General features: G+C 60.5%; 15 protein-coding genes. 2 read left to right on the forward strand and 13 right to left on the reverse strand.

Annotation, left to right across the window (positions count from 1 at the left end):
• Positions 1 to 13: 13 nt before the first annotated feature.
• The 11 genes from E4K65_RS10465 to E4K65_RS10515 all read right to left on the reverse strand — a co-directional run bounded on the left by E4K65_RS10465 (position 14) and on the right by E4K65_RS10515 (position 14,533).
• Positions 14 to 1,825, reverse strand: coding sequence for a TRAP transporter large permease (locus E4K65_RS10465; RefSeq protein WP_235885576.1), 1,812 nt, complete (start codon positions 1,823 to 1,825; stop codon positions 14 to 16).
• A 717-nt stretch (positions 1,826 to 2,542) separates the two neighbouring features.
• The gene (locus tag E4K65_RS10470) at positions 2,543 to 3,172 is read right to left on the reverse strand and encodes a 2-hydroxychromene-2-carboxylate isomerase (protein ID WP_135174074.1); all 630 of its coding nucleotides are present in this window, start codon (positions 3,170 to 3,172) and stop codon (positions 2,543 to 2,545) included.
• Positions 3,173 to 3,257: 85 nt separating this feature from the next.
• Positions 3,258 to 3,953 carry a glutathione binding-like protein gene (locus tag E4K65_RS10475; RefSeq protein ID WP_135174075.1) on the reverse strand — a complete coding sequence of 232 codons (696 nt, stop codon included), beginning with the start codon at positions 3,951 to 3,953 and terminating at the stop codon, positions 3,258 to 3,260.
• Between the two features lie 10 nt (positions 3,954 to 3,963).
• Positions 3,964 to 6,300, reverse strand: coding sequence for a N,N-dimethylformamidase beta subunit family domain-containing protein (locus tag E4K65_RS10480; protein ID WP_135174076.1), 2,337 nt, complete (start codon positions 6,298 to 6,300; stop codon positions 3,964 to 3,966).
• 59 nt (positions 6,301 to 6,359) lie between these two features.
• Positions 6,360 to 6,725, reverse strand: coding sequence for a N,N-dimethylformamidase alpha subunit family protein (locus tag E4K65_RS10485; RefSeq protein WP_135174077.1), 366 nt, complete (start codon positions 6,723 to 6,725; stop codon positions 6,360 to 6,362).
• An 82-nt stretch (positions 6,726 to 6,807) separates the two neighbouring features.
• Entirely contained in the window at positions 6,808 to 9,129 is a 2,322-nt protein-coding gene (locus E4K65_RS10490; protein WP_135174078.1) for a N,N-dimethylformamidase beta subunit family domain-containing protein, read from the reverse strand.
• Positions 9,130 to 9,198: 69 nt separating this feature from the next.
• Positions 9,199 to 10,848 (reverse strand): branched-chain amino acid ABC transporter permease, encoded by a 1,650-nt coding sequence (locus tag E4K65_RS10495; protein ID WP_135174079.1) that lies wholly within the window; start codon positions 10,846 to 10,848, stop codon positions 9,199 to 9,201.
• Between the two features lie 3 nt (positions 10,849 to 10,851).
• Complete coding sequence (locus E4K65_RS10500) at positions 10,852 to 11,733, reverse strand: branched-chain amino acid ABC transporter permease (RefSeq protein ID WP_135174080.1); 882 nt, start codon at positions 11,731 to 11,733, stop codon at positions 10,852 to 10,854.
• Positions 11,734 to 11,736: 3 nt separating this feature from the next.
• Positions 11,737 to 12,504, reverse strand: a complete 768-nt coding sequence (locus E4K65_RS10505; protein ID WP_135174081.1) for an ABC transporter ATP-binding protein — start codon at positions 12,502 to 12,504, stop codon at positions 11,737 to 11,739.
• The gene (locus tag E4K65_RS10510; RefSeq protein WP_235885564.1) at positions 12,501 to 13,289 is read right to left on the reverse strand and encodes an ABC transporter ATP-binding protein; all 789 of its coding nucleotides are present in this window, start codon (positions 13,287 to 13,289) and stop codon (positions 12,501 to 12,503) included. The genes E4K65_RS10505 and E4K65_RS10510 overlap by 4 nt, the downstream gene beginning before the upstream one ends.
• Positions 13,277 to 14,533, reverse strand: coding sequence for an ABC transporter substrate-binding protein (locus tag E4K65_RS10515; RefSeq protein WP_235885566.1), 1,257 nt, complete (start codon positions 14,531 to 14,533; stop codon positions 13,277 to 13,279). Before E4K65_RS10515 ends, E4K65_RS10510 begins: the two co-directional genes overlap by 13 nt.
• Positions 14,534 to 15,205: 672 nt before the next feature.
• On the opposite strand from E4K65_RS10515, the gene E4K65_RS10520 reads away from it, so the two are divergent.
• Positions 15,206 to 16,243 (forward strand): helix-turn-helix transcriptional regulator, encoded by a 1,038-nt coding sequence (locus tag E4K65_RS10520; RefSeq protein WP_135174082.1) that lies wholly within the window; start codon positions 15,206 to 15,208, stop codon positions 16,241 to 16,243.
• Between the two features lie 51 nt (positions 16,244 to 16,294).
• Here the strand turns inward: E4K65_RS10520 and E4K65_RS10525 are convergent, their stop codons facing one another.
• Together E4K65_RS10525 and E4K65_RS10530 are read right to left on the reverse strand one after the other, a co-directional pair.
• Positions 16,295 to 17,425, reverse strand: a complete 1,131-nt coding sequence (locus E4K65_RS10525; protein WP_167770703.1) for an MFS transporter — start codon at positions 17,423 to 17,425, stop codon at positions 16,295 to 16,297.
• 108 nt (positions 17,426 to 17,533) lie between these two features.
• Positions 17,534 to 19,492: a primary-amine oxidase gene (locus tag E4K65_RS10530; protein WP_135174084.1), complete on the reverse strand. Its 1,959-nt coding sequence runs from the start codon at positions 19,490 to 19,492 to the stop codon at positions 17,534 to 17,536.
• 246 nt (positions 19,493 to 19,738) lie between these two features.
• Here E4K65_RS10530 and E4K65_RS10535 point away from each other — a divergent pair, with 246 nt between their 5' ends.
• Complete coding sequence (locus E4K65_RS10535; RefSeq protein WP_135174085.1) at positions 19,739 to 21,379, forward strand: acyl-CoA synthetase; 1,641 nt, start codon at positions 19,739 to 19,741, stop codon at positions 21,377 to 21,379.
• The last annotated feature ends 35 nt before the right edge of the window (positions 21,380 to 21,414 follow it).

Here is a 21,414-nt window from a genome sequence, read left to right on the forward strand (position 1 = left end):
TCTTCAGCCTGCATTACAGGAATCCTATCGATATCCACGGAATGGCGATCACAAAAGCCAGGCCGACCAACATGGCGACGATGTAGCCTCCGATCGGCTTGATACCTGCATCCGGATGGATCTGACTTATTGCGCATGCCGAATAGTAGCCAACGCCGAAAGGTGGCGCGAAAAGGCCGATGCCCATGGAGAGAATCACAACCATCGCGTAGTGAACCTCATGGACGCCGACCTGCCGCGCGATCGGAAACATCAAAGGTCCGAACAGCACAATTGCTGGAATTCCTTCGAGGACGGAGCCGAGCACGATGAACGCGATCGCCGACACAATTAGGAACGTCGGTGCACCGCCTGGCAGACTCTTGAACGTTGCCGCCAGCGTTGCCGAAAATCCGGACTGCGTCAGCGCCCACGCCATGCCGGTAGCTGCGCCGATGATGAGGAGGATGGCGCCGGATAGCGCAGCTGTCGTAACCAACATCGGGTACACGCGCGCCAGCGGAAACTGCCTATAGAACAGCAAACCGATTATGACGGCATAGAAGATGCCTATGGTCGATACTTCCGTCGCTGTCGCTACGCCTTCCACCACTGCCGCGCGGATGACAAAGGGTAGCGCAAGAGCCGGAAGGGCAAAGCCTAGCGATCGTAAGATCTCTTTGCGAGCCGGCCGCGTTACGGCGCTGAGATCTTCGCGCCGGTAACGCCACCAGACGAGCAAACAGAGCATGACACCAAGCACCGCTCCGGGAAGCATTCCGCCCGTAAAGAGCGCGGATATGGATACGCCGGTAACAGAACCGATCGTAATCAGCACAATTGAGGGCGGGATCGTTTCGGTCTGTGCGCCTGTCGCGGACAAGAGAGCAACAAGATCACCGTCCTTTGCGCCGCGCGATCGCATTTCCGGGAAGAGCACAGGCGCAACAGCTGCCATGTCTGCAGCTTTGGAACCTGAGATTCCCGACATGAGATACATCGCGCCGACGAGCACATAAGACAAGCCACCGCGTACGTGTCCGAGCAGATTGGCCAGAAAGCCGACCATTGCCCGCGCCATGCCTGTCATCTCGATCAGCAGGCCAAGAAAGACAAACAAGGGAACAGCCAGAAGGATCAGATGGCTCATCCCCTCGTCCATCCGACCAATAACCACAAGGGTCGGAAGCCGCGTCGTGAGTGCGATGTATCCAAACGTCGCAAGCCCAAATGCAAATGCGATTGGCACACCAGCCAATACGAGAGCGCCAACAAGCCCGACGAAGAACAGGAGAAGATTGTAGTTCCCCAACTTCGGAAGCGTTCCGCTAGAGCTATAAAATGCGCCCGCCACCAGAGCGACAACTAAGATCGCAACCATACTGGCCATACGGCTCGGCGAGCGGAGCATGGAGATAACTCCAGTGATCAGCATCAGACCGAGGCCAACTGGCAGCGCGCTGGCGCGCCAGGCGCTCGAAATCTGGAGCGCCGGCGTCGTGATTACGATTTCCTCATGCGCGAACTCGAGCGCCGGTCCCAGCGTCATTAGGATGAAGGCAAGACTCGCTGCGAGCGCAACACTTTCGAACAGTGGCCATAGCTGTGGGCCGCTCAGCGACACCACTGCGGTCATGCGCATATGGCTGCCGTTGCGAAATGCGACTGCAGCACCAAGCATAGCCAGCCAGAGAAAGAGAAAGGACCCTAATTCGTCGGTCCAGAGGATCGGACTATGGAACACATAACGACTGACCACACCCGCAAACAGAACGACGATTTCCGCCGCGACCAACAAAGCGGCACAAGCCTCAACGCTTGCTCCGATGGCGCGATCGACGAGCATCAACGCGTTGCCTAGATGTGCCCGGCTATCGAAAGTGCCTGTGATAGAGCCTTGAGGAACTGCGCTCATGACGCCCCCCTTTGGCCAAAGCTGCAATGCAGCAGCATGTTCGCTCCCTAGTCTCTATTTGTGATCGTTGTACTGAACACTAATTGCGAATGGCCGCCGCGGGGATCGGAAAAGTGCGCAGGAACGTGTGAGAAAAACTCACGACCAAGAGACTTTCGGCCCGCGAGCTCTTGGGCTCGCTAAGAAGATCAACGGCGCTTCAAAGCTGTTCGCCGTTGATGCCTGTCGACAGGCGGCATGAGCGAACTTGAGGAAACCGACTGACGGACGACCAGGGCCGTGCTCTCTCGGGTCACAAGACCGCACAGGCTTATCGCGGCTGTGCCGTTTGCGCGATCCGTCACCGCCAAGACGATCGGCGAGTAGATTCAAATCGGGAAGATGCAACCACCAGTACCGACATTCAATTCGCCTTGCGATCTAACCATCGGTTTTCGGCTTTCGAGGCCGAAGTCAAGCAGCTGGAGCTCTTCTGCCAGTTCTTGAATGGGAAATCCGTCCACCGATCCAGGTTCCGGAACCCCGGTTTGCGTGGTGATTGGGTGACACCGCGAAACTAATCGCGACCGTGTCGCGCCATGCGCATGCCTTGCCCTCGTTTCGAACAGCCGGGTACAGTGGAGAAGCTGTGCAGCGCCCCTAGCTAGCTTAGGGGGCAATATTGCCGACCGACCGGTACCGGTTCCGGCGCTCCAACACCTCGCGGATCATGGGCAGACGATCGTTGCCAAAATACATATCGGTTCTGTCAATGAAGATTGTCGGCGATCCGAATCCCCCGCGCGCGATTACCTCGTCAGTGTTTGATCTAAGCTGGTTCTTGACCGCCGCTTCGTTGATGCCTCGGAAAAACTCTCCAGGATCGACACTCACCTTCTTGCAGATGTCCGTCAGCACAGAATCCTGGGAGATGTCTTTGTCCTCACCCCAATAGGCTTCGAACACGGCAGTTGCGAACGGGACCATCCCGTCGCTGCCGAGCCAGACGCAGCCCCGCATCGCCCTTACGCTGTTCACCGGAAAGACCGTCGGTGGCATCTTGATCACAAGATCGGCCGAACGAGCCCAATCGGCGAGATCTTTCAGCATGTACTGCGCTTTCGGCGCGATCGGATTTTCGCGCGAGGCATAAATGCTCGGATTGACCGCATTGAAGATGCCGCCAGCCAGCACGGGCCGCCACGAAAGCGGCTCGTCAAACTTCTTCGCCAGTTTTTGAATGTTGTGGAAGGCGAGGTAGGTCCACGGACTTGAGCAGTCGAAGAAAAACTCGATCATCGATCGTTACACTCTCCATCTCTGCGGTACGCGATGCTGCGAGCCTGCATCTCCATTTTCAATCGCCAGAGGCCTCCATCACCGTTCATTCAGCGACGACCCTGGATGCGCCGAACATGATTCGCTCTGCTTCGTCGGAAAACGGCTCCTTCACGAATTTGCCGACCGCAAGGCCGGCTTGCACTTGCGGCCGTTCGCGAACTTCCGCATACCAGCGCTTGACGTTCGGATAGTCCTCGAGTGTGAAACCCTGCGCTTTATGAGTCATCGTCCACGGGAAGCAGGCCATGTCGGCTATCGTGTATTCGTCGCCAGCAACAAAGCGCCCGGTCTTGCCCAATAGAGCGTCAAGCACACCATATAGTCGCGTCGCCTCACGCTGATAGCGGTCAATCGCATACGGGATCTTCTCCGGCGCATAGAGACGGAAATGACCGTGCTGACCAAGCATCGGTCCAAGACCGCCCATCTGCCACATCACCCATTGTAAAACCCGGCTACGACCACGCACATCCACTGGCAGAAAGCGTCCCGTCTTCTCGGCCAGGTAGATCAGGATGGCACCCGTCTCGAATACAGAAATAGGCTCGCCGCGGTCAGCCGGCGCGCGATCAACGATCGCTGGAATACGATTGTTCGGGCTGATAGCGAGAAACTCTGGCCTGAACTGTTCACCGGCGCGAATATCGATTGGGACGACGCTATACGGTAGCCCGAGTTCCTCCAGCAGAATCGAGATCTTCCAACCATTGGGGGTTGGCGCGTAGTGCAAGTCAATCATTGGGACCTTCCTAGGGAGCGACTCGCTCGAGCCCTGCTGTAGTTTCCCTAGTTCTGTTCGAGCCGGGCAACGGACCCGGCTTGACGAACGCGTTCACCACGTTGCTCAGGAGCTGTGAGACGTTGTTCTCGAAGCCGTTGATAGGAAGGGCACTTCCGAATGCGATGGATCCGGTTGCAAACACCGCACCGTTATTCGGCGCCTCGAAGTACACCATATCGGCCCTCAGGATGTAGTTGTGCGTCCCGCTGAAACCCTGATGCGCGTGCGCACCCTCCTCGTCATGGGCGATGTAGTTGTCGGGGTGACCACCCGAGGATGCGATGATCTTGGTGTTGGGTGGCGTGCCGAACCCCAGCTTGTAGCAGTCGATCTCGATGCCGGCCGCTCCACCATTGCCCAGACCGAAATCGCCGATGATGTCGCCCTCGATTCCTTCGGTGACCCAGGCCAACGTAGGATCGTAGCTGTCAGGCATCCGTCGGTAAGGCTGGCTATGGGCGAAGCCTTCGCCGGCAAACGTGTTGCCGACCAGCTTCTGCCCCCAGCGCTGGAAGCCGGTCCAAATTCCGCCCATCTGCCCCGTCGTGGCAAGGTAGTATTCGCCCGGCCGTGCCGCCCAGGCGATCCAGTGTCCGCCGGTCTTGCGGCACTCCATAATCCACGGCTCGTCATCTCGAAATGCCACATTGCAGCAGAAGCTGTTCGCCCCCATGCAGATGAAGCGTCCGCCGCCGGCGATGTAATCTTCGTGGGCATCGAGCATTCGCTCGGAATGATATTCGGGATGTGTGGAATTAAGAATGCACGCATAGGGGGCCATTGCGGCGACACCCTCAAGATGCACATCTTCATCGGTCAAGACATCGTAGTCGTAGCCCTTGTGCTCGAGCCACGCCAAGATCGAGAGATCAGCCGGGAAATTCCAAGGCAGATCGAACGCGGAGATCCGGTATTTCGGCCGCATGTTCACCAGCGGGCGGCGATAGCTCGAATAGCAGATGCCTGCGCCATCTGCATGCGAGTCGTAGCAGCCCCCGCCGAATTCCGGATTTTCGTAGATTTCAATGTCGACCTCGGAGATCGTCGGCGGCTGACCGGCCATTGGCTGCACAATCTGGCCGTCGGTCGCGAACCGCTCATTGGCATAAGCGATATAGGTTGCCGTGGAAAACAGCAGAGCGATGCGTCCGGTCGGCACGCGCGGCCGGACGAAGAAAACGATGTACTCCTCGGCAAGGCCCTTGCCGTCGCCACCGCGCACCCTCATCGCGTAGGCGCCGCTGCGCAGCGTTTCGGGAAGTTGTAGCGTTTTTGTGACTTTCCAGTTGCTGTCGATCATCGCGTCGGCATGGAATTCAATGCCACCGTATTGATGCGGGGCGAGACGGAAACAGTCGTTGCGACCGTTCCAGTTGTAGCCGGTCTGCGCGCGTACCGGCCTGTTGTAGCCGTTCGCATCGAGGCGATTTGGTCCGATGTCGACCACGAGATCGCCGATGCCGTTGTCGGTGTAGCCCTTCGTTGTGTCCCAGTATGCCACCATGCCGTCCGATGGGGGCTGCCCGCCTGAGCGGATCGCATCGAGCTCCTCGCGACCCAGCGGGCGATCGAACACACCGAAACGATCGATCTTGCCGCAGTAGAGCTGCGAGACAAAGTGACCGCGTAGTGCGTGCCAGTCGCGCGAACCGGCTGCGAGGAAAGGCGTATCGAGCAGGTTATTCTGCCTGAACCGGAACACCTCCGACACGTGCGAGCGATATTCGACCGGCGCGACCTTGCTGAGCAGGCTGTTGTAGCGGTTCGCGACGCCCTCCTGGTAGAGGGTGGCGCGACCGCTTCGCGCATCGAAGGTGACCGCGACGAAATACCAGGCCTGCTTCTGCAACGGCAGCTCTGCTTGCAGATAGTCGATCTCGCTTCCACGACCGATCCAGAACTCCAGCCTGCCGCTCGGATTGATCCCGAGGCCGTAGCCGTGATTCCTGTCGTTGTCCCAGCGGCCCAGGAGGCATTGCCGGTGCCCGACATCGGGCCATGTCGGCCAGATGAATGCACATAGCGTGACGCTGCCGTCGAGCGCGAGCTTGCGATCGGGGTCGGCAACCTCGAGGAAGGCTCCGACCTGCGTGAACTGTTTCTCGACCCGCCAGGTGCCGTTGGCGACGCAGTCGATCTCTTCCTCGATGAATCCCGGACCATGCGGATGCTCGTCGCCATGGATCAGGCGCACGAGGTGGGCGTCAGCGGTAGACGTGCCGTCGGCACTGACATGAAACTGTATGGTGTCGCCCGGCTTCACCGAGATCTTGTCTGCGTAGCCGAATATCTTGATCTGCGCCATGGTGCGGAGTTTCCAATCGAGAAGCCGAACAAGGCGCCCTGCCCCGTCCAGCGTGTGCTCTAGGTTTCGAGAAGGTCGCGGATGCAGCGCATGAACAGGCCGTGACAGGCGTCGTTCGCCGACGTGTAGATGGCAGTATCAATCACACGCGGTGGAACTCCCCGACGCCCCGACAGCTTGACCACCTGATAACGGCGGAACGGCTCGATGGCCCTGACCGCATATCTTTCGTCGAGCGGTCGTTGACGGAAATAGATCAACAGTCGCTTGAGCCTTTCGCTGTGCTGTCCCAGAGGCGACCGCCGGTGCTCTTCGATCACCTCGGGAGTCACGAGTGTCCGCAAAAACTCGCGGCGGAAGCCGTCGAACCGATCCCGGACGATGATGTCGCGGTCCTGGGACCTGTCATACTCGAGAGGCAACATTCTCAACTCTCCAGAACCGCAAATGCCTGACGTGAAGCATGTCGGCCGGGGCGTACCGGCACGCCATTCTGCGACGCCTGTTTCAGGCCCACTGCTTTTCCTCATTGACCCAGGCGAACCCGGGCAACCTGCCGGCGCCCACGAATGCCTCCACGACATTTGTCAGCACGCGGGATGCGCTGTTCTTGAAATTGTTGACCGGCAGCGATTGCGCGAATGCGGCCGAGCCGCATGCAAACACGGCTCCGCCATCGGGCGCCGTGAAGTAAGTCATGTCGGCGTGAACGCGCCAGTCATATGATCCATAGAGACCGAGGTATGAATAAAGGACGAGCTGCTGGTTCACGACATAGCTGTCTGTGTGCCCCCCCGACGATGCGATGATCCTGGTGTGCGGCGGCGTACCCAGGGCGCGATCGTAATAGTCGAGGGCCAGCCCCGCGGCGCCGTTATTGGCGAGACCGAAGTCGCCGATGATCTCGCCATCGACCCCTTTGGTGATCCAGGACACGGTGCGATGATAGCTGTCGGGCATCCGTCGGTATGGTTCGCTTCGTCCACCGCCCGAACTGCTCAGGCCTATCCCCACCAGCTTCTGGGTTGCCCGTCCGAGCACCTTCCAGGGACCACCACGCATCCCGTCTGTTGCCATGTAGTGCTCGCCGTAGCGCGATACCCACGGCTTGTAGCCGTCATCGCGACGCCGACACTCCATGATACATGGTTCGCCGTCCCGAATTCCCGCCGTGGCATTGAAGCCGTTGCCGCCTGCATAGATGTAACGGCCGCCGTCGGCGATATAATCCTCGGTCGCATCCAGCATGCGCTCGGTGTAGTATTCCGGGCGCGTTCCGCTGATAACGCATGCGTATGGCGACAACGCCTCCAGCCCGTCGCGATGCAGATCCTCATCGGTCAGGACCTCGTACTCGAAGTCGCTCTGGTCCAGCCATGCGATGACGGATAGATCTGCAGCCAGTCCCGACGCGACATCGAGGCTCGGCATCCGGTATCTCGGCCGCATGTTCATAATCGGACGGTGATAGGAGCTGTAGCACACGCCACTGCCGTCGGCGTGCATGTCGTATGTCGACAGCCCGAGATCGGCTCGCATGTACATTTCGATGTCGATATCGGACAGCACAGCCGGCCGACCCGTTAAAGCCTCGCGTTCCGGATGATCGAAGCTCAGGCGCTCGTTCGCAAAGGCAAGATAAGTGAGAGTAGGAAACAGGAATGCAACGCGCGCCCGCGGCCTTTCCGGGCGCACGAAGAAGACGACATGCTCCTCGATCAAGCTCTTTTCCCTGCCGGAGCGCAGCCTCATGGCATAGCAGCCGCTTTTGAGACCGAGCGGCAGGGTCACGACCTTGGTCGCCTTCCAATTGCAGTCCGTCAGCGCGTCGCCATGAAACTCGATCCCCCCGAACTCGTGCGGAGCCAGACGGAAACAATCGGTGAAGCCTTCCCAGTTCCAGCCGGTCTGACCGCGGACGGGCCGGTTGTATCCTCGGGCATTCAACTTGTGCCGACCGACGTCGACCACGAGATCACCGATGCCGCGGTCGGTGTACCCCGCGCTTGTGTCCCAGTACGCGACCAAGCTGTCCATCGCGGGGACGAGCCCGCTCCTGATCGTGTCGAGCTCGGCGGGCTGCAGAGCCTGATCAAACGCGCCGCACCGGTCGATCTTGCCCCAATATAGCTCCGACACGCACGCACGCTTCTGGGCGTCGCGGCTACGCGAACCTGCCATCAAAAACGGAGTTAAGGCCAAGTTGCCGGCCTTGCTTCGGAAGATCGCAGATGTGCGGGACTCGTAATCCACCAGCGCGACCTTGCCCAACAGGCCGTTGTACCTGTTGCCGACCCCGATCTGGTGCAAGGTCGCATGCCGGGTCTCGGCATCGAAGGTCGCGGCTACGAAATACCACATCTGCACTTGCAGCGGCACGTTGGCGGTCAGGCGCTCGATCTCTTCGCCGCATCCGATCCAGAACTGCAGACAGCCCTTCTCATCGATGCCGATCCCGTAACCCTGCTTTCTGTCGTCGTCCCATCGGCCGACAATAGTTTGGCGCTTTCCGGACGCGGGCCAAGTCGGGTGGATGAAGGCGAACAGGGTGAAGCTGCTTGCAAAGGCCAGCCGGCCCTCGGAGTCTTCGACCTCTAGGAACGATCCTACCTGAGTGAATTGCGGCTCGACCCGCCACCTGCCATTCGCGGTGCATGCCACCTCTTCCTCGACGAAGCCTGGCCCCATGGGGTTTTGATCGCCATGGATTAGGCGCACCAGCCGCGCCTCAGCCGTGTCCGTCCCCTCCGCGTTGACATGAAACTGGATGGTCTCGCCCGGCTTGACCGAGATACTGTCCGTGTAGCCAAAAAGTCTGACCGGTGTCACCACCAACTCCCTTCTTTGCGAGCCCAATATCCGCTGCACAGATCGGATGCAGCTTCATCCGTGATCCGATCAGGACTCCAGCAGGTCCTGGACGCGCCGCATGAAGACGCCGTGGCAGGCTTCATCCGGCGTCGAGTAGATCCTGTCCTCGACCACGCGCGGCGCCACGCCGCGATGACCGGACAGCGCCACGATCCGGTACCCCTCGAAGCGTTCCACGGTAATGATCGCGTACTTCTCCACCTGGGGACGGGTACGGAAATAGATCAACAGCCGCTCGAGCGCCTCGCTGTGCTGCCCGTTGAGGGAGTGGCGATGCTCCTCTATGATCTCCGGCGACACCAGCGTCTTGAGATGATCGCGAGTCATCTTGTCGTGGCGCCGCTGATAGATGACGCTCTTGTCCTGGGTTTCTGTCGCCTCCTCAGGTAGCATCTCGCCGCCCTTCTCCGCCCGCGTCGAGCGTCGCTCGCTCTTCTTCTTGTCGCGCCACGCACGGAACTGCGCCTTGATCCCGAACAGCCCGTTGCGCAGGTAGAGCACGACCAGCAGCATGATCAGACCGATGATCATGAAGCGCGCCGGCCCCCACGTGTTCAGGACCTGGTCGAAGAACACGACGATCAGGGTACCGACCACCGCGCCTTCCGCACGTCCGACGCCGCCGATCACCAGCATGGCGAGCCCGAGCAAGACGGTATCGAAGTTGAAGATCGAGAACGCAACGCCGCCAAAATTCGAGGTATAGAATCCGCCGATGAAGCCCAGCGCCGCCGACGAGATGAGGAATACCCACACGCGCGCCTGGCGGAAGTTCACTCCGGTCGCCTCGGCGAAGGCCTCGCGCTTTTCGGGGGCCATACGAAGGATGCGTCCAAGCCGGCGGCCGTTGACGAACCGGTAGAGCAACAACGCGAGCAGCATCAGCCCAAAGCAGGCATAATACGCCAGCAGCAGCTGACCGAGCTGCGACCAGTCTTCCGGTATATAGGTCCTCGCGCCATACAGGCCGCCATTCGCGGACCCGAACTCCTTCGACGTCACAAAGTAGACCCGGCAGAGCTCGTTGAGCCCAAGGGTGAGAAGCGCATAGTAGAATCCGTCGAGCCGCGTGGCCGGCAGAGCGATGAGCCCGCCGAAGACGAGCCCCACCAGCGCACCGATCGGCGGCAACAACCACCAGGGCATCGCAAACTTGACCGCAAGCAGTGCCGTCACGAACGCGGCGGTCCCGATCACTGCATAAGTGGCGAGCGAGAAGACGCCCGCAGTGCCCATGATGAGCATCCAGCACAGGCTGATAGCCGAATAGATGCCGAACGTGGCGCCCGCCGTCAGCAGCGTGTTCTGCAGGTCGCCGGGCGTGAACAGGGGAGCGATCGCCAGCGCAAGAAGCCCCAGCATCCACCAGATGGGCCGCTTGTCGACGATCGTCTTCTCCGCACGCAACGTCTTGGCATTGTAATCCCCGGGCATGCGAAGCACCCGGCGGCGCGTCGGCCAGTAGCGAAGACGATTCCACATCGTTCCGCCATGACTAGGCCACTTGTAGTAATAGCGCAGGCGGCCGACCGGGTTCAGCTTTGTTCTCGACTGGCGCGTCTTTTCCCAGACCTCCTGATGGCTTCGGAACGGAATGGTCGGAAGCTCTTCGACGTCGCGCTTGCCGCCCCAGACAAAGAGCGGATTGCGCCACTTGATGCCGCTATCAAGGGACATAGCTCAGGCCTCCCTCGCCTTGTCGAGCAGCCCGGCGATGCCGCGCGGACGGACCAAGAGGATGACGATGATCACGACGAACTGGGTGACGAGAACGTAGCGACCGCCGATCGACATGCCTGTCAGCGCCTCGTTGAAGCCGAGCACGATCGCGGCAATGACCGCGCCGCGCACGCTGCCGAGCCCGCCGCAAAGCGCAATGCTGACGCCCTTGATCATCGGCATCAGTCCGCCGAACGGCGAGATGTAGTAGGTCTGTGACAGCAGAACCGCCGCGAGGCCTGCCAATCCGCCGGTAATGCCCATGACGTAGAAGGAGGTTCGCCGAACGCCTATGCCGACGATAGATGCCGCATGAGGATTCATCATCATGGCTCGGATTTCGAGGCCACGGCGACTCGATTGCATCCACCTGAGAACGACCGCCAATATCAGAACGGAGGTCGCTACGTTCCCGACCTTATCCGCCGTGAAGACCGCACCCGATAAGGATACCGACCAGTTACCGAAGATCTCCGGCAGGTTCTTCGACCGCGGACCGAACCACCAGAGCAGGAACTGTGTGCCGATGAGATTGATCGCGAGCGTCGCAATGAGACCCCGGATGGTGAAATTCGGTTTGTCGTGGATCGGTATGAACCCGACCGCGCAGATGATTACACCTCCGAGCGCGCCGGAGAGGATACCCGCGGCCAGCACTGCAGGCCCCCATGTGGAGACATGCTGGGCGAACAGCCATGCGCCATAACCCGCGAATGCGAATATGAAGCCATAGGACAGGTTGAGCAGGCCGAGGCTCGACCACGTGATCGAAATTCCGATCGCGAGCGTGCCGTATATGCACGCAAGGACGATGGTGTTGCTGACGATGAACCAGATATCCACGTCTTAAGCCTTTCGATAAACGTTCAACGCGAGGGCCGCCGAGGCCTCACCCTTGAGCTTGCCGACATGCATGCCGATAACGCGATCGACCCGTCCCTCGAGCAGGGCAACGTTCTGCTCCGCAATGATCATGGCGGCATTTCCGAGCTCGACGGCCATCAACGCGTTGATCACGCTCTTGCCGATCTTGGGCGCTAGCCCTAGCGATGGCTCGTCTACGAGGAAGAGCGACGCATCGGTCATCAGGCCGCGGCCAATAGACACCATGCGACGTTCACCGCCCGACAGGCGCCCCACGGGTACGTCCATCAGCTTCCGCAACGGTGGAAAGATCTCCAGGATGCGGAGCTTGCGCGCGGCGCGATCGCGCCAGGCCGCCGCGGTGTAGGCCCCGGAATCGAGATGTTCCTCGACCGTCAAGCCGTGGAAGATCTCGTCGCCTTGTGGAATCAACGCCAATCCCGCGCGCACGATCTCGTGGGTGTAGCGCCCCGGGCCCTGGCTCCGCATGCGACCGACCTCCCCGCCGTTCAGCTTGATCGAGCCGCGCTGCCAGCCCGTGAGTCCGGCGATTGCATAGAACAAAGTCGACTTGCCGTGGCCATTCAGGCCGACGATGCCGATCCGCTCCCCACACTGAACGACGAGATCGAGATCGTGGATGACCCGAACCGGCCCATAACCGGCGGACAATCCTTTGACGTTTAGGACCTCGCGCTGTGGCTGACGCGCCGGAGTACCCGGCAAATGGTTGCTTACGGAGATATTCATCCCTCGGCCTCTTCGCTGAAATCCTCGAAGTAAGCCGCGTGGACCTTCGGATCCGCCATGACCTCGTCCATCAGCCCCTCGGAGATGACCTCCCCGGCATCCATCACCACAATGCGGTCGGCGATCGTCGCGAGGAGCTCGATGCGGTGCTCGACGATCAGGATCGCGATGTTCATTTCCTTGGCGAGGGTGCGCAGCAACTTGTCGATCTCGTCGACCTCCGAATTGATCAGCCCCGCAGCCGGCTCATCCAGTAGCAGCAACGACGGCCGGCGCATCAGCAGGCAAGCCAGCAGCAACTTGCGCCGGTTGAAGGTCTCAAGCTGCGTCGCCGACGTGTCTTCGCTGATCTTCAGGCCGACGAGGTCGGCGCCATATTCGGCATCGAATTTGGTGAGGAATGGCCGATGGGCCTGGCGCGCCGCCTTGAATGTCTCGCCGACGGTCAACTCGTCAGGAACGACCGGCGTCTGGAATGTGCGGCCGATCCCCAGGCGCGAGCGGGAATACAACGGCAAGCCCGTAACATTCTCGCCCTTGAACCACACCGTGCCGCTCTTCGGAGGCATCCGCCCGGACAGGATTTCAAACAGGCTGGTCTTGCCCGCGCCGTTCGGTCCGATGATGCCCAGTACTTCCCCGGCTTCAACCTGCAAGTTGATATCGCGGAGGATCTCGCGACCTCCGAGATCGAGCGAGATGCCGCTGCATGAGAACAGGACGGGCTTTCCGCCCTGATCAGCCGCACCGTTTCGGGAGATTTGTCTGAGCATCAGCTCCACCACGGCGCAGAGATCAGCTTCGTTTCCGAGACCGGACCCGGGTAGACGATCTTGTGCTCGCCACCCTGGATCTGGACATAGAGCTGCGCGACGCCGGCCTCGAGCTTTTGCGCCTGCAATTCGTCGCCACCATTGTCGGGAAAATGGAGCGCCTCCTGATATGGGTTGCCCATATCGACGTAGCCGCAAACGCCGCGCTGCGGGTTGGCCCGGATCCAGTCGCAGACCTCGCTGAACTTTCGGGGATCGCCGACAGCTTCCCAGGCCTTCTTGAGGTAGTAGGTCTGATCGTAGGCAATGCCGGTATAGGCGAGCCCCGCAATGCCTGGGAAACGCTTCTTGTACTTCTGCCTGTAGGCGAGCCCCCTCTCGTCACCGTAGATGCCCATCGTGGTGCCCCAGACGAAGCCGTTCGCCGCCGACCCGGCCAGCTCGAGGAATTCCGGTTGGGACGGGCCGTACTGGAGATAAACGAGCGAGTCGCGCACCGGGCTTGCCATGAACTGCTTGCAAAAAGCGGCGTATTCAGCAGCCACCCAATGGTCCACCATGATCGCGGCGGCATCAACTTCCTTCATCTCGCGAATAACCGGCGCCCAGTCCTGCACGGGATACTGGATATCGGTGATCCGGGCGACTTCGAACTTGCCGCGCCGCTTGATCGCTTCCTGGGCCGCACGCGAAATCGTTTGGCAATAACCGATCTGCTCCTGAATGATATGAACCTTGCGATTCTTAGGCTTCCAGACGCCCCGCTGCTCTTCGTCCTCAAGCCAGAGCGCGTAGTTCCATCCGTAGTTCACTTCGGATGGGCAGAACTGGAAGATGTGGCTGTATTTATCCGGCTGCGCTTTGACAGCAGACGTGCCGCCGCGTTGCGCGTTGCCGTTGATGTAGGGACATTTGTACTTCACGGTCGCGTCCATCGCCGGCAACGGGACGAGGGTAAAAGCAAAGGAGATCGCGTCGACCTTGGCGTCCACGCAGGCGGCAAGCGCCTGCTTGGAGGATTCAGGCGAAAGAACGTTCATGTCCGTTGTGAACAGCTTCAGTGGCCTGCCGAGGACGCCGCCTGCGGCATTGATCTCCTCCATCGCGAGCGTCGTGCCGTTCAGAAAGTCCTGATGATCCGCAACCCCCGCAGCCGCCGTCTGACAGTAGGGAATGCCGAGAACGATCGGCTGTGCTGCAAACGCGGACCGTCCAACAAATGGCGCCGCTACAGCCGCTCCGATGCCCGCGGTCACTGAACGTCTGGTGAGTCTCAAAACCATCTGAGCGACCTCCTGCAATCGCACGCGGGTTCTCGGCATCGCAACCGAGACCGGCCGGATTTCGTGTGAATGAAGACGGCGTATCTATGCGATCCGCCGGATGATCGCGGTCCTCTACCTGCATCCGGATGACCGGAGATGGTGAAATACGGTCGAACCGCGCAACCGAAGCTTCGGTTTGTCGGCGACTTTCAGCAATACGTCAGCTGACCGATTTTGGAGCCGCTCTGGAGATGCCAGAAGTGATCCAGAACTACGCTGCGGGCGCGAAAAGGGCTCGGGGTGACAACCTGCGCAGCAAGCCAAGCCCAAATTTTCATCAGTCGACGGCGCTGCAGGCCTTTTGCGTCAGAATTGCTGGCCCTGAACGAGGCGAGGTGTGACACTGCTTTGACTAAAGGAGTGACCGCCTCTAACATGCAATTGCAGCTCTCAGCTCCGTATCTGACTTCGATCCAGGACGGTCGCGATCAGAAGGAACGAATGGCCGCCATAGTGATGTGGTACCTCGCATTGGTTGGCGCGGCTCTTGCTCTTAGGCCGCGGAGGTCTCGCAATCCCGCCGGGCTAACGGATCGTTAGCGGCCAAGAAGAAGATTCGATCACGAACCGTCGGCAAGATCTTTCACGAGTTGGAGGCTCACCGTGAAATCGGCAACGATCGACCATATGATGTCAGCTACCGTGCGGCTCGACACACCGGCGGCAGCCCTGAATGACCAGATCGTCGATCAGGCAACGCAGGTAACCCGTCTATTACGCGAGTTCGTGAAGAGTGAGGCAATTGCCCTGGTCGCGATGGATCCGATATCCCGAACCCATCGCACTCTGGCCGCCGACGGGTACACGGACAGAACAATGTCCTACGTGCTCGACGGATTCCCTAACTCGTGCCCGGCCTACGCCATCGCGCGCGAGAAGGACACGCACTCGATGCGCTGGCGAGACTTCAAGCGCAACTGGAATCTTTATCTGCCGGACACGTTCACCGCTCAGGAATACCTGATCCCGGATGGATTCAAGGAAGGCTCGACGATGTGCTTGCGCGTCGCGGATGGCCGCTACATCGGGGCAATCCACATGAGCTGGTCCAAAGAAGCGCACGCAAAGGACGAGCACCGCGAGATGACGGAGCGCTTCCGCCCGATTCTGCTGAACATCTGCGATCAGCTCAGGACGCCACAGCTTCTGGCCGACGAGCTGGCGCCAGGCTCGTATGCACTCGCCGTCTCTCCGAACGGCTTCGCATTCCACCTACCCAACCGCAGTCCGGGGCCGCATCTCGGGGAACACGGAGAGCTTCGTCGAGTCGTGCTGGAGAAAGCGAAGTCATTGAAACCGCAACGTTTCATCTGGCCGGACGATGCCGGCCGCTGCCACCAGGTTACGATCACGCCCTGCCGCGGCAATATCCTGCTGATCACCGAAGAATGTATTCGCTGGCCGTACAATCTCTCCCTCCGGGAGATTCAGATCCTGCACCTCGTCACAAGCGGCGCTTCAAATCCCAACATCGCCGAGCAACTCTTCGTGTCGCCCCGCACGGTCTCCACACACATCGAGCACATCCTCGCAAAGATGGGCTGTGACTCGCGCACGCGGCTCGCAGCACTGGCGGTATCCGAGGGACTTCTGCTGGCGGAGAGCCCGTCCCGACGGTCTCGGAAGCTTGCCGGCCATTGACCGACTTCGCGACCGCTTCAGTCGGATGGCTCTTCACTTGAGGGCGGATCCTTAAGCAACACCACAAGCCCTGCGGCCACGAGGCAAGTAAGGCCAACGCTCGCGAACCCGATCGCATAGCCTGCGAGGCCGAGAGCCACGACGCCGGCGGAAGCGATGGTGGCTCCTGCCACGTGCGCCGCCATCATCCAGCCCATTGCCGCGCCGATGCAGCGGCCGCCGAGATTTGCGGGCCATCAGCCTCACGAGCGCAGAAAACGTCACCGCCGCATCGAGGCCGTAGAATGCGCCGAACCGCGCCAACTCAACAACGCTGAGGCCGGTGAAAGGCAGCCAAAGCAGGACGAGCGCGCGGGCGACAAAGTAGACCGCCAGCAGCATGGGTGCGGGATAACGATCCGCGAGACACCCGCTCGCCACAGTTCCGATCGCGCCCCCGAGCAGGACGATGGCCATCACGTCGGCGCTCGACGAGAGGCCGAGACCCGCGCCCATGCAGAGGATGCCGAGCTGGCTGTCGATCAAGCCGGAAGTCGACGCGCCGCAGATGCAGAAAATCGCAGCCAGCGCCAAGAACCGCCACGCCCGCCCCGCCGAACACGACGGCGCATGCCGGCTGGATGCCGACTGCTGCGGCGTAAGTTCCTGAACAGACGCCGGAATAAGGATGACGACCACGAAGGCCATGGCCAGTACGACGACTGCAGCGGCATGTAACGCGATGCGCCAGCCGAGTGCCTCGACCGCGCGCGATGCGAGCAGCAGTCCTGCCGCTGATCCAACGAATTGCATCGACGTCAGGAGGCCAAAGCGCGTGCCGCAATGCGCCGCGCTGCTACGACTGCCGACTATCGCGCCCAGGATGGATGCACTGAAGGATCCACTGCAGCCAAGTCCAAGACCCCAGGCCAGAACGAGGTGTCCGGGCGACGTGGCGAACGTCGTCGATGCAAGCGATACCGCGAGGAGAACGAGGCTAACGACGAGCGGCGATCGAACTCCCCATCGTTCGACACTACGCGCCGCGAGCGGCGACGCGGATGCAGAGATGGCGATGCCGATCGTGATCGGCCAGGCGACGTCGGAGATTTGCAAGCCCAAGTCCTGCTGGATGGGGACGGCCAGCAGCGCGGGAAGGACGCGCGCGGCGGAGCTCACCAAGATCGCAAAAGCGACGGCCACAACGGCCCTCGACCCCGCGCACGCTGCCCCTCCAATGGACGGGAGCCGACCGGCCGACGGTTCCGGGCGGATGGGCTGCGATGCGACCAATGCGGAACGAACCGTGCCCTATTCGGCGGCCTGCGCATGACAGCTTGCGGCGTTGCTGTCCGGCGCGAGATCGATGCCGGGATTGCGGTCAAAAAATCCGCTCGGCATTAGCTTGAAGCCGGTGAAGATGCAGGGTTGAACCGGAAAGTCCTCAGGACGGACTTGATGGTGAAGGCCGAAGACGTGCCAGAGGACGATATCCGTGTTTTCGATATTCCGGTTCTTCTTGATGAAATCGGAGACACCTCCCGTTCCGTCCGAGTGGTTCATGTGTTCGCCAGCCGGATAGCGCTCTTCGGGATCGAAGGCGGTGACCCAGAGCTGGTTCTTGATGAAGGTCGACCGCCTGCCCGACGGCGATTCCGGATGGATGAACGGCGTCACCGGATGACTTGCCTCGAGCTTGTAGCTCGTCGGCGTGCCGACCCAGTTCTTGCGGCCGGGATTGATAACCTTCCAGGCCCGATGCGTCGCCGGGTTCGCTTGGCGGCAACCGCCCAGCTCTGTCTTCAGAACCGTTTCCTCCTCGTAGAAGCCGTTGCCGTAGGCATTGTCGGGTCCCCAACGATCGGCCTCGGTGTTGAGCTCAACGACGCTGTTGTCGTCGCCATCGACATTCATGTCCAACCGCGCGCAGAAGATGTGCTGGTGAATGTGGCCCACGACGCCGGGGGCGACTTCCTTGCCGTATTTGCCGGGCTGGCCCGGATGACACGCGGCCGTGTTGATGATGCCGGTGGCCTTGAGCTCAAACTGGATCGAGCCGTCCGTGTGGAAGTACCAGAACAGGCCATATTCGTAATTGGCGACCGTCGCGATGCAGGAGATGACAAGCCTGCGGGCACGCCGCGACTCGACCTTGTTGGAGCGGAAGTCCCAATGCTTCCATAGCAGGCCGGCATCCTCCTCATGGATGCAGATGGCGTTTTCGATGGTGACCACATTGCCATCCATCGTCGCGAGATGTGCGTCAAGATAGGCGATGGCGCCGAGACAGTCGCAGCCGAGCTTCAGCGAATTGGCGAGCTTGCCGATGCCGTACTCGCCGATGTCGAAGACATTCTTCCGGAAATGCCCCTTGTCTGTGGTGCCGTACGGTACGACCATCTCCACCAGCGACGCGCGGTGCGCGATCGGCCGCCCGTCGTAGCTGATGTCATGAAGGGTCAGACCTTCGCGCGAATTGAAACCGACGAGTACCGACCAGCGATCCCACTCCAGCCGATGCCCATCGAGCTTGAACGAAACTCCTTCGGGCTGAACGATATTGAGCGGCTTGTAGGGCGTACGCGGATTTTTGATGAATTCCGCCTCGTAATTCACCTCCGCCTTAGCAATCGGAATGATCTCGTGGTCGTCAACGCGGATGATCTCGTAGGTCTTGATGTCGACCACGGCATTCAGGCCGCCAATGGGATGCGCATAGAGATTGTCGTTCTCCCGCAGACGCAGCCAGGCGAAGACGTGCGCGAGATAGCGGCCGTCCTCTCCGGGAATGTCAAAATTGCCCGCCGACCACGGATCGATGCAGACAAGCGACATATCCTCGATGCCGCGCTTCTGGCAAGCCGCAATGAACTCGGGAGCTGCGCGCACGGCATCTTCGATGGCCGTGAACTGCTCGAGCTGGATCATCGGCTTGGCGGTTCGCAGATACTTCGATGTGAGGACCCTGCCCTCGGTCAGCGAGACCGTCAGACGCCAAATGCCGTCTTCTCTGACCTTGAAGAGATTGACCCGCGCCGCCCTTTTTATGGGATCTCCCCGCTTGTGCTGACGGACGAGTGATTTCTCAGGCTCGAACAGTTCGATCGTCTCGAAGAGAAAATCGGCGCCGTACTGGAGATCATCGCGAACGATCCGGATCACCGCGCCGATTTCAGCGGCCGTCAAGGGATCAAGAGGATGCTTCACGGCATCCGCGCCGCCCATTTCCGGGGCGCATGTGCAAGACGACGAGACGGTGACGGTGTCCATAAGCTAGCTCCTTGCGTGGCCGAATAGACGCAGGTGATCGCAGCGCCCGACCGTATCCGCGCTCAAGCATACCAATTGAGCAAGTCGTTTGAATGAACTCTGCTTGCTCGCTGACGGGTTTGACCAAGTGTCATCCGCACACCGTCATTCGACAATACGTCAATTGACCGATTCTACAGATGCCACCGCGATGATAGGACTGCGCCCGATCGGTGTCGGCCACATGTCCAAGGAACTGGAGACGGCATGTTCAACCCATACAATATCGACCTGGACAAGAACCCGGCCAATTTCCAGCCGCTGACGCCGCTGAGTTTCCTCGCGCGCACGGCCGCCGTGTATCCGCATCTCACGAGCGTTATTTATGAAGACCGCAGATTCACGTGGGCCGAGACTTACGATCGGTGTCGGAGGCTAGCGTCCTATCTTGCCGCGCTTGGCATCAAAGAGGGCGATACCGTCGCTGCCATGCTCCCAAACGTTCCGGCCATGCATGAGCTTCACTTTGCGGTGCCGATGGCAGGAGCGGTGCTTAACACACTAAACCTGAGGCTCGATGCTGCTTCAATCGCCTTTCAGTTAGACCACGGCAGCGCTAGGATTGTCTTCGTCGACCCCGAATTCTCCGACCTGATCGCGGAGGCGACCACACTGATGACCGAGCCGAAGCCGCTAATCTTCGACGTCGATGATATGGCGCTAGATGGCGGCAAGCGGATCGGCGAGGTGGAATATGAAACGGCAATCGTCCAGGGCAATCCGCAGTTCGTGCCTCGCTATCCCGAAGACGAGTGGAATGCCATCGCGCTCAGCTACACATCTGGCACGACGGGGAACCCCAAGGGTGTCGTCACCCATCACCGCGGCGCCTATCTCAACGCAGTCAGCAACGTGCTGGCAGCCAATCTGGGCAGGCACCCGATCTATCTGTGGACGCTGCCGATGTTCCATTGCAACGGCTGGTGTTTTCCCTGGACCATCGCGGTTACCGCCGGCATCAACGTCTGCCTGCGCAGGGTCGACCCCGCCAAGATCTTCGACCTGATCGCCGAACACGGCGTCACGCACATGAGTGGCGCGCCGATTGTCTACAACGCGCTCATCAATGCTCCGGGCGCGGCCCGTGGCAACGCGGCCAGATCCGTCCACGGCTTAATCGCCGGCGCAGCCCCGCCGGTCGCCGTCCTCGCTGGTGCCGAGAGCATCGGCATCAAACTCACTCATGTGTATGGCCTGACTGAGGTCTACGGCCCGGCGGCGTTCTGCGCGGCCCAGCCTGGCTGGGACGACCTTTCGGCTGACGGCCGCGCGCAGCTCACCCGCCGCCAGGGCGTGCCCTACCCGCTGCAAGAGGCCGTCACTGTCATCGATCCCGAAACCATGCAGCCGGTGCCGCGTGACGGCGAGACCATCGGCGAGGTTATGTTTCGCGGCAATATCGTGATGAAGGGCTACCTCAGGAACGCAAACGCCACGCGCGATGCCTTCGCCGGTGGCTGGTTTCATACCGGCGACCTCGGCGTCGTCGACGAAGACGGCTATGTCATCATCAAGGACCGCTCCAAGGACATCATTATTTCCGGCGGTGAGAATATCTCCTCGGTCGAAGTCGAGGACGTGCTCTACAAGCATCCGGCGGTGCTATTCGCTGCCGTGGTCGCCAAGCCGGATCCAAAGTGGGGCGAGGTACCTTGCGCCTTCGTCGAACTGAAGCCGGGCACGACGGCCACCGAAGCCGACATCCTCGGCTACTGCCGCGAGCACCTACCGGGGTTCAAGTCGCCGAAGGCCGTCGTGTTCGGCGAATTGCCGAAAACGTCTACCGGCAAGATCCAGAAGTTCGTTCTGCGCGGCAAGGTCGGATCGGCCAAGGCGATCTCGGCCTGAGCAGGCTTCGGCGCAGCTTGAAGTTCGGTTGCTGG

The organism is Bradyrhizobium niftali (assembly GCF_004571025.1).
Lineage (GTDB): Bacteria > Pseudomonadota > Alphaproteobacteria > Rhizobiales > Xanthobacteraceae > Bradyrhizobium > Bradyrhizobium niftali.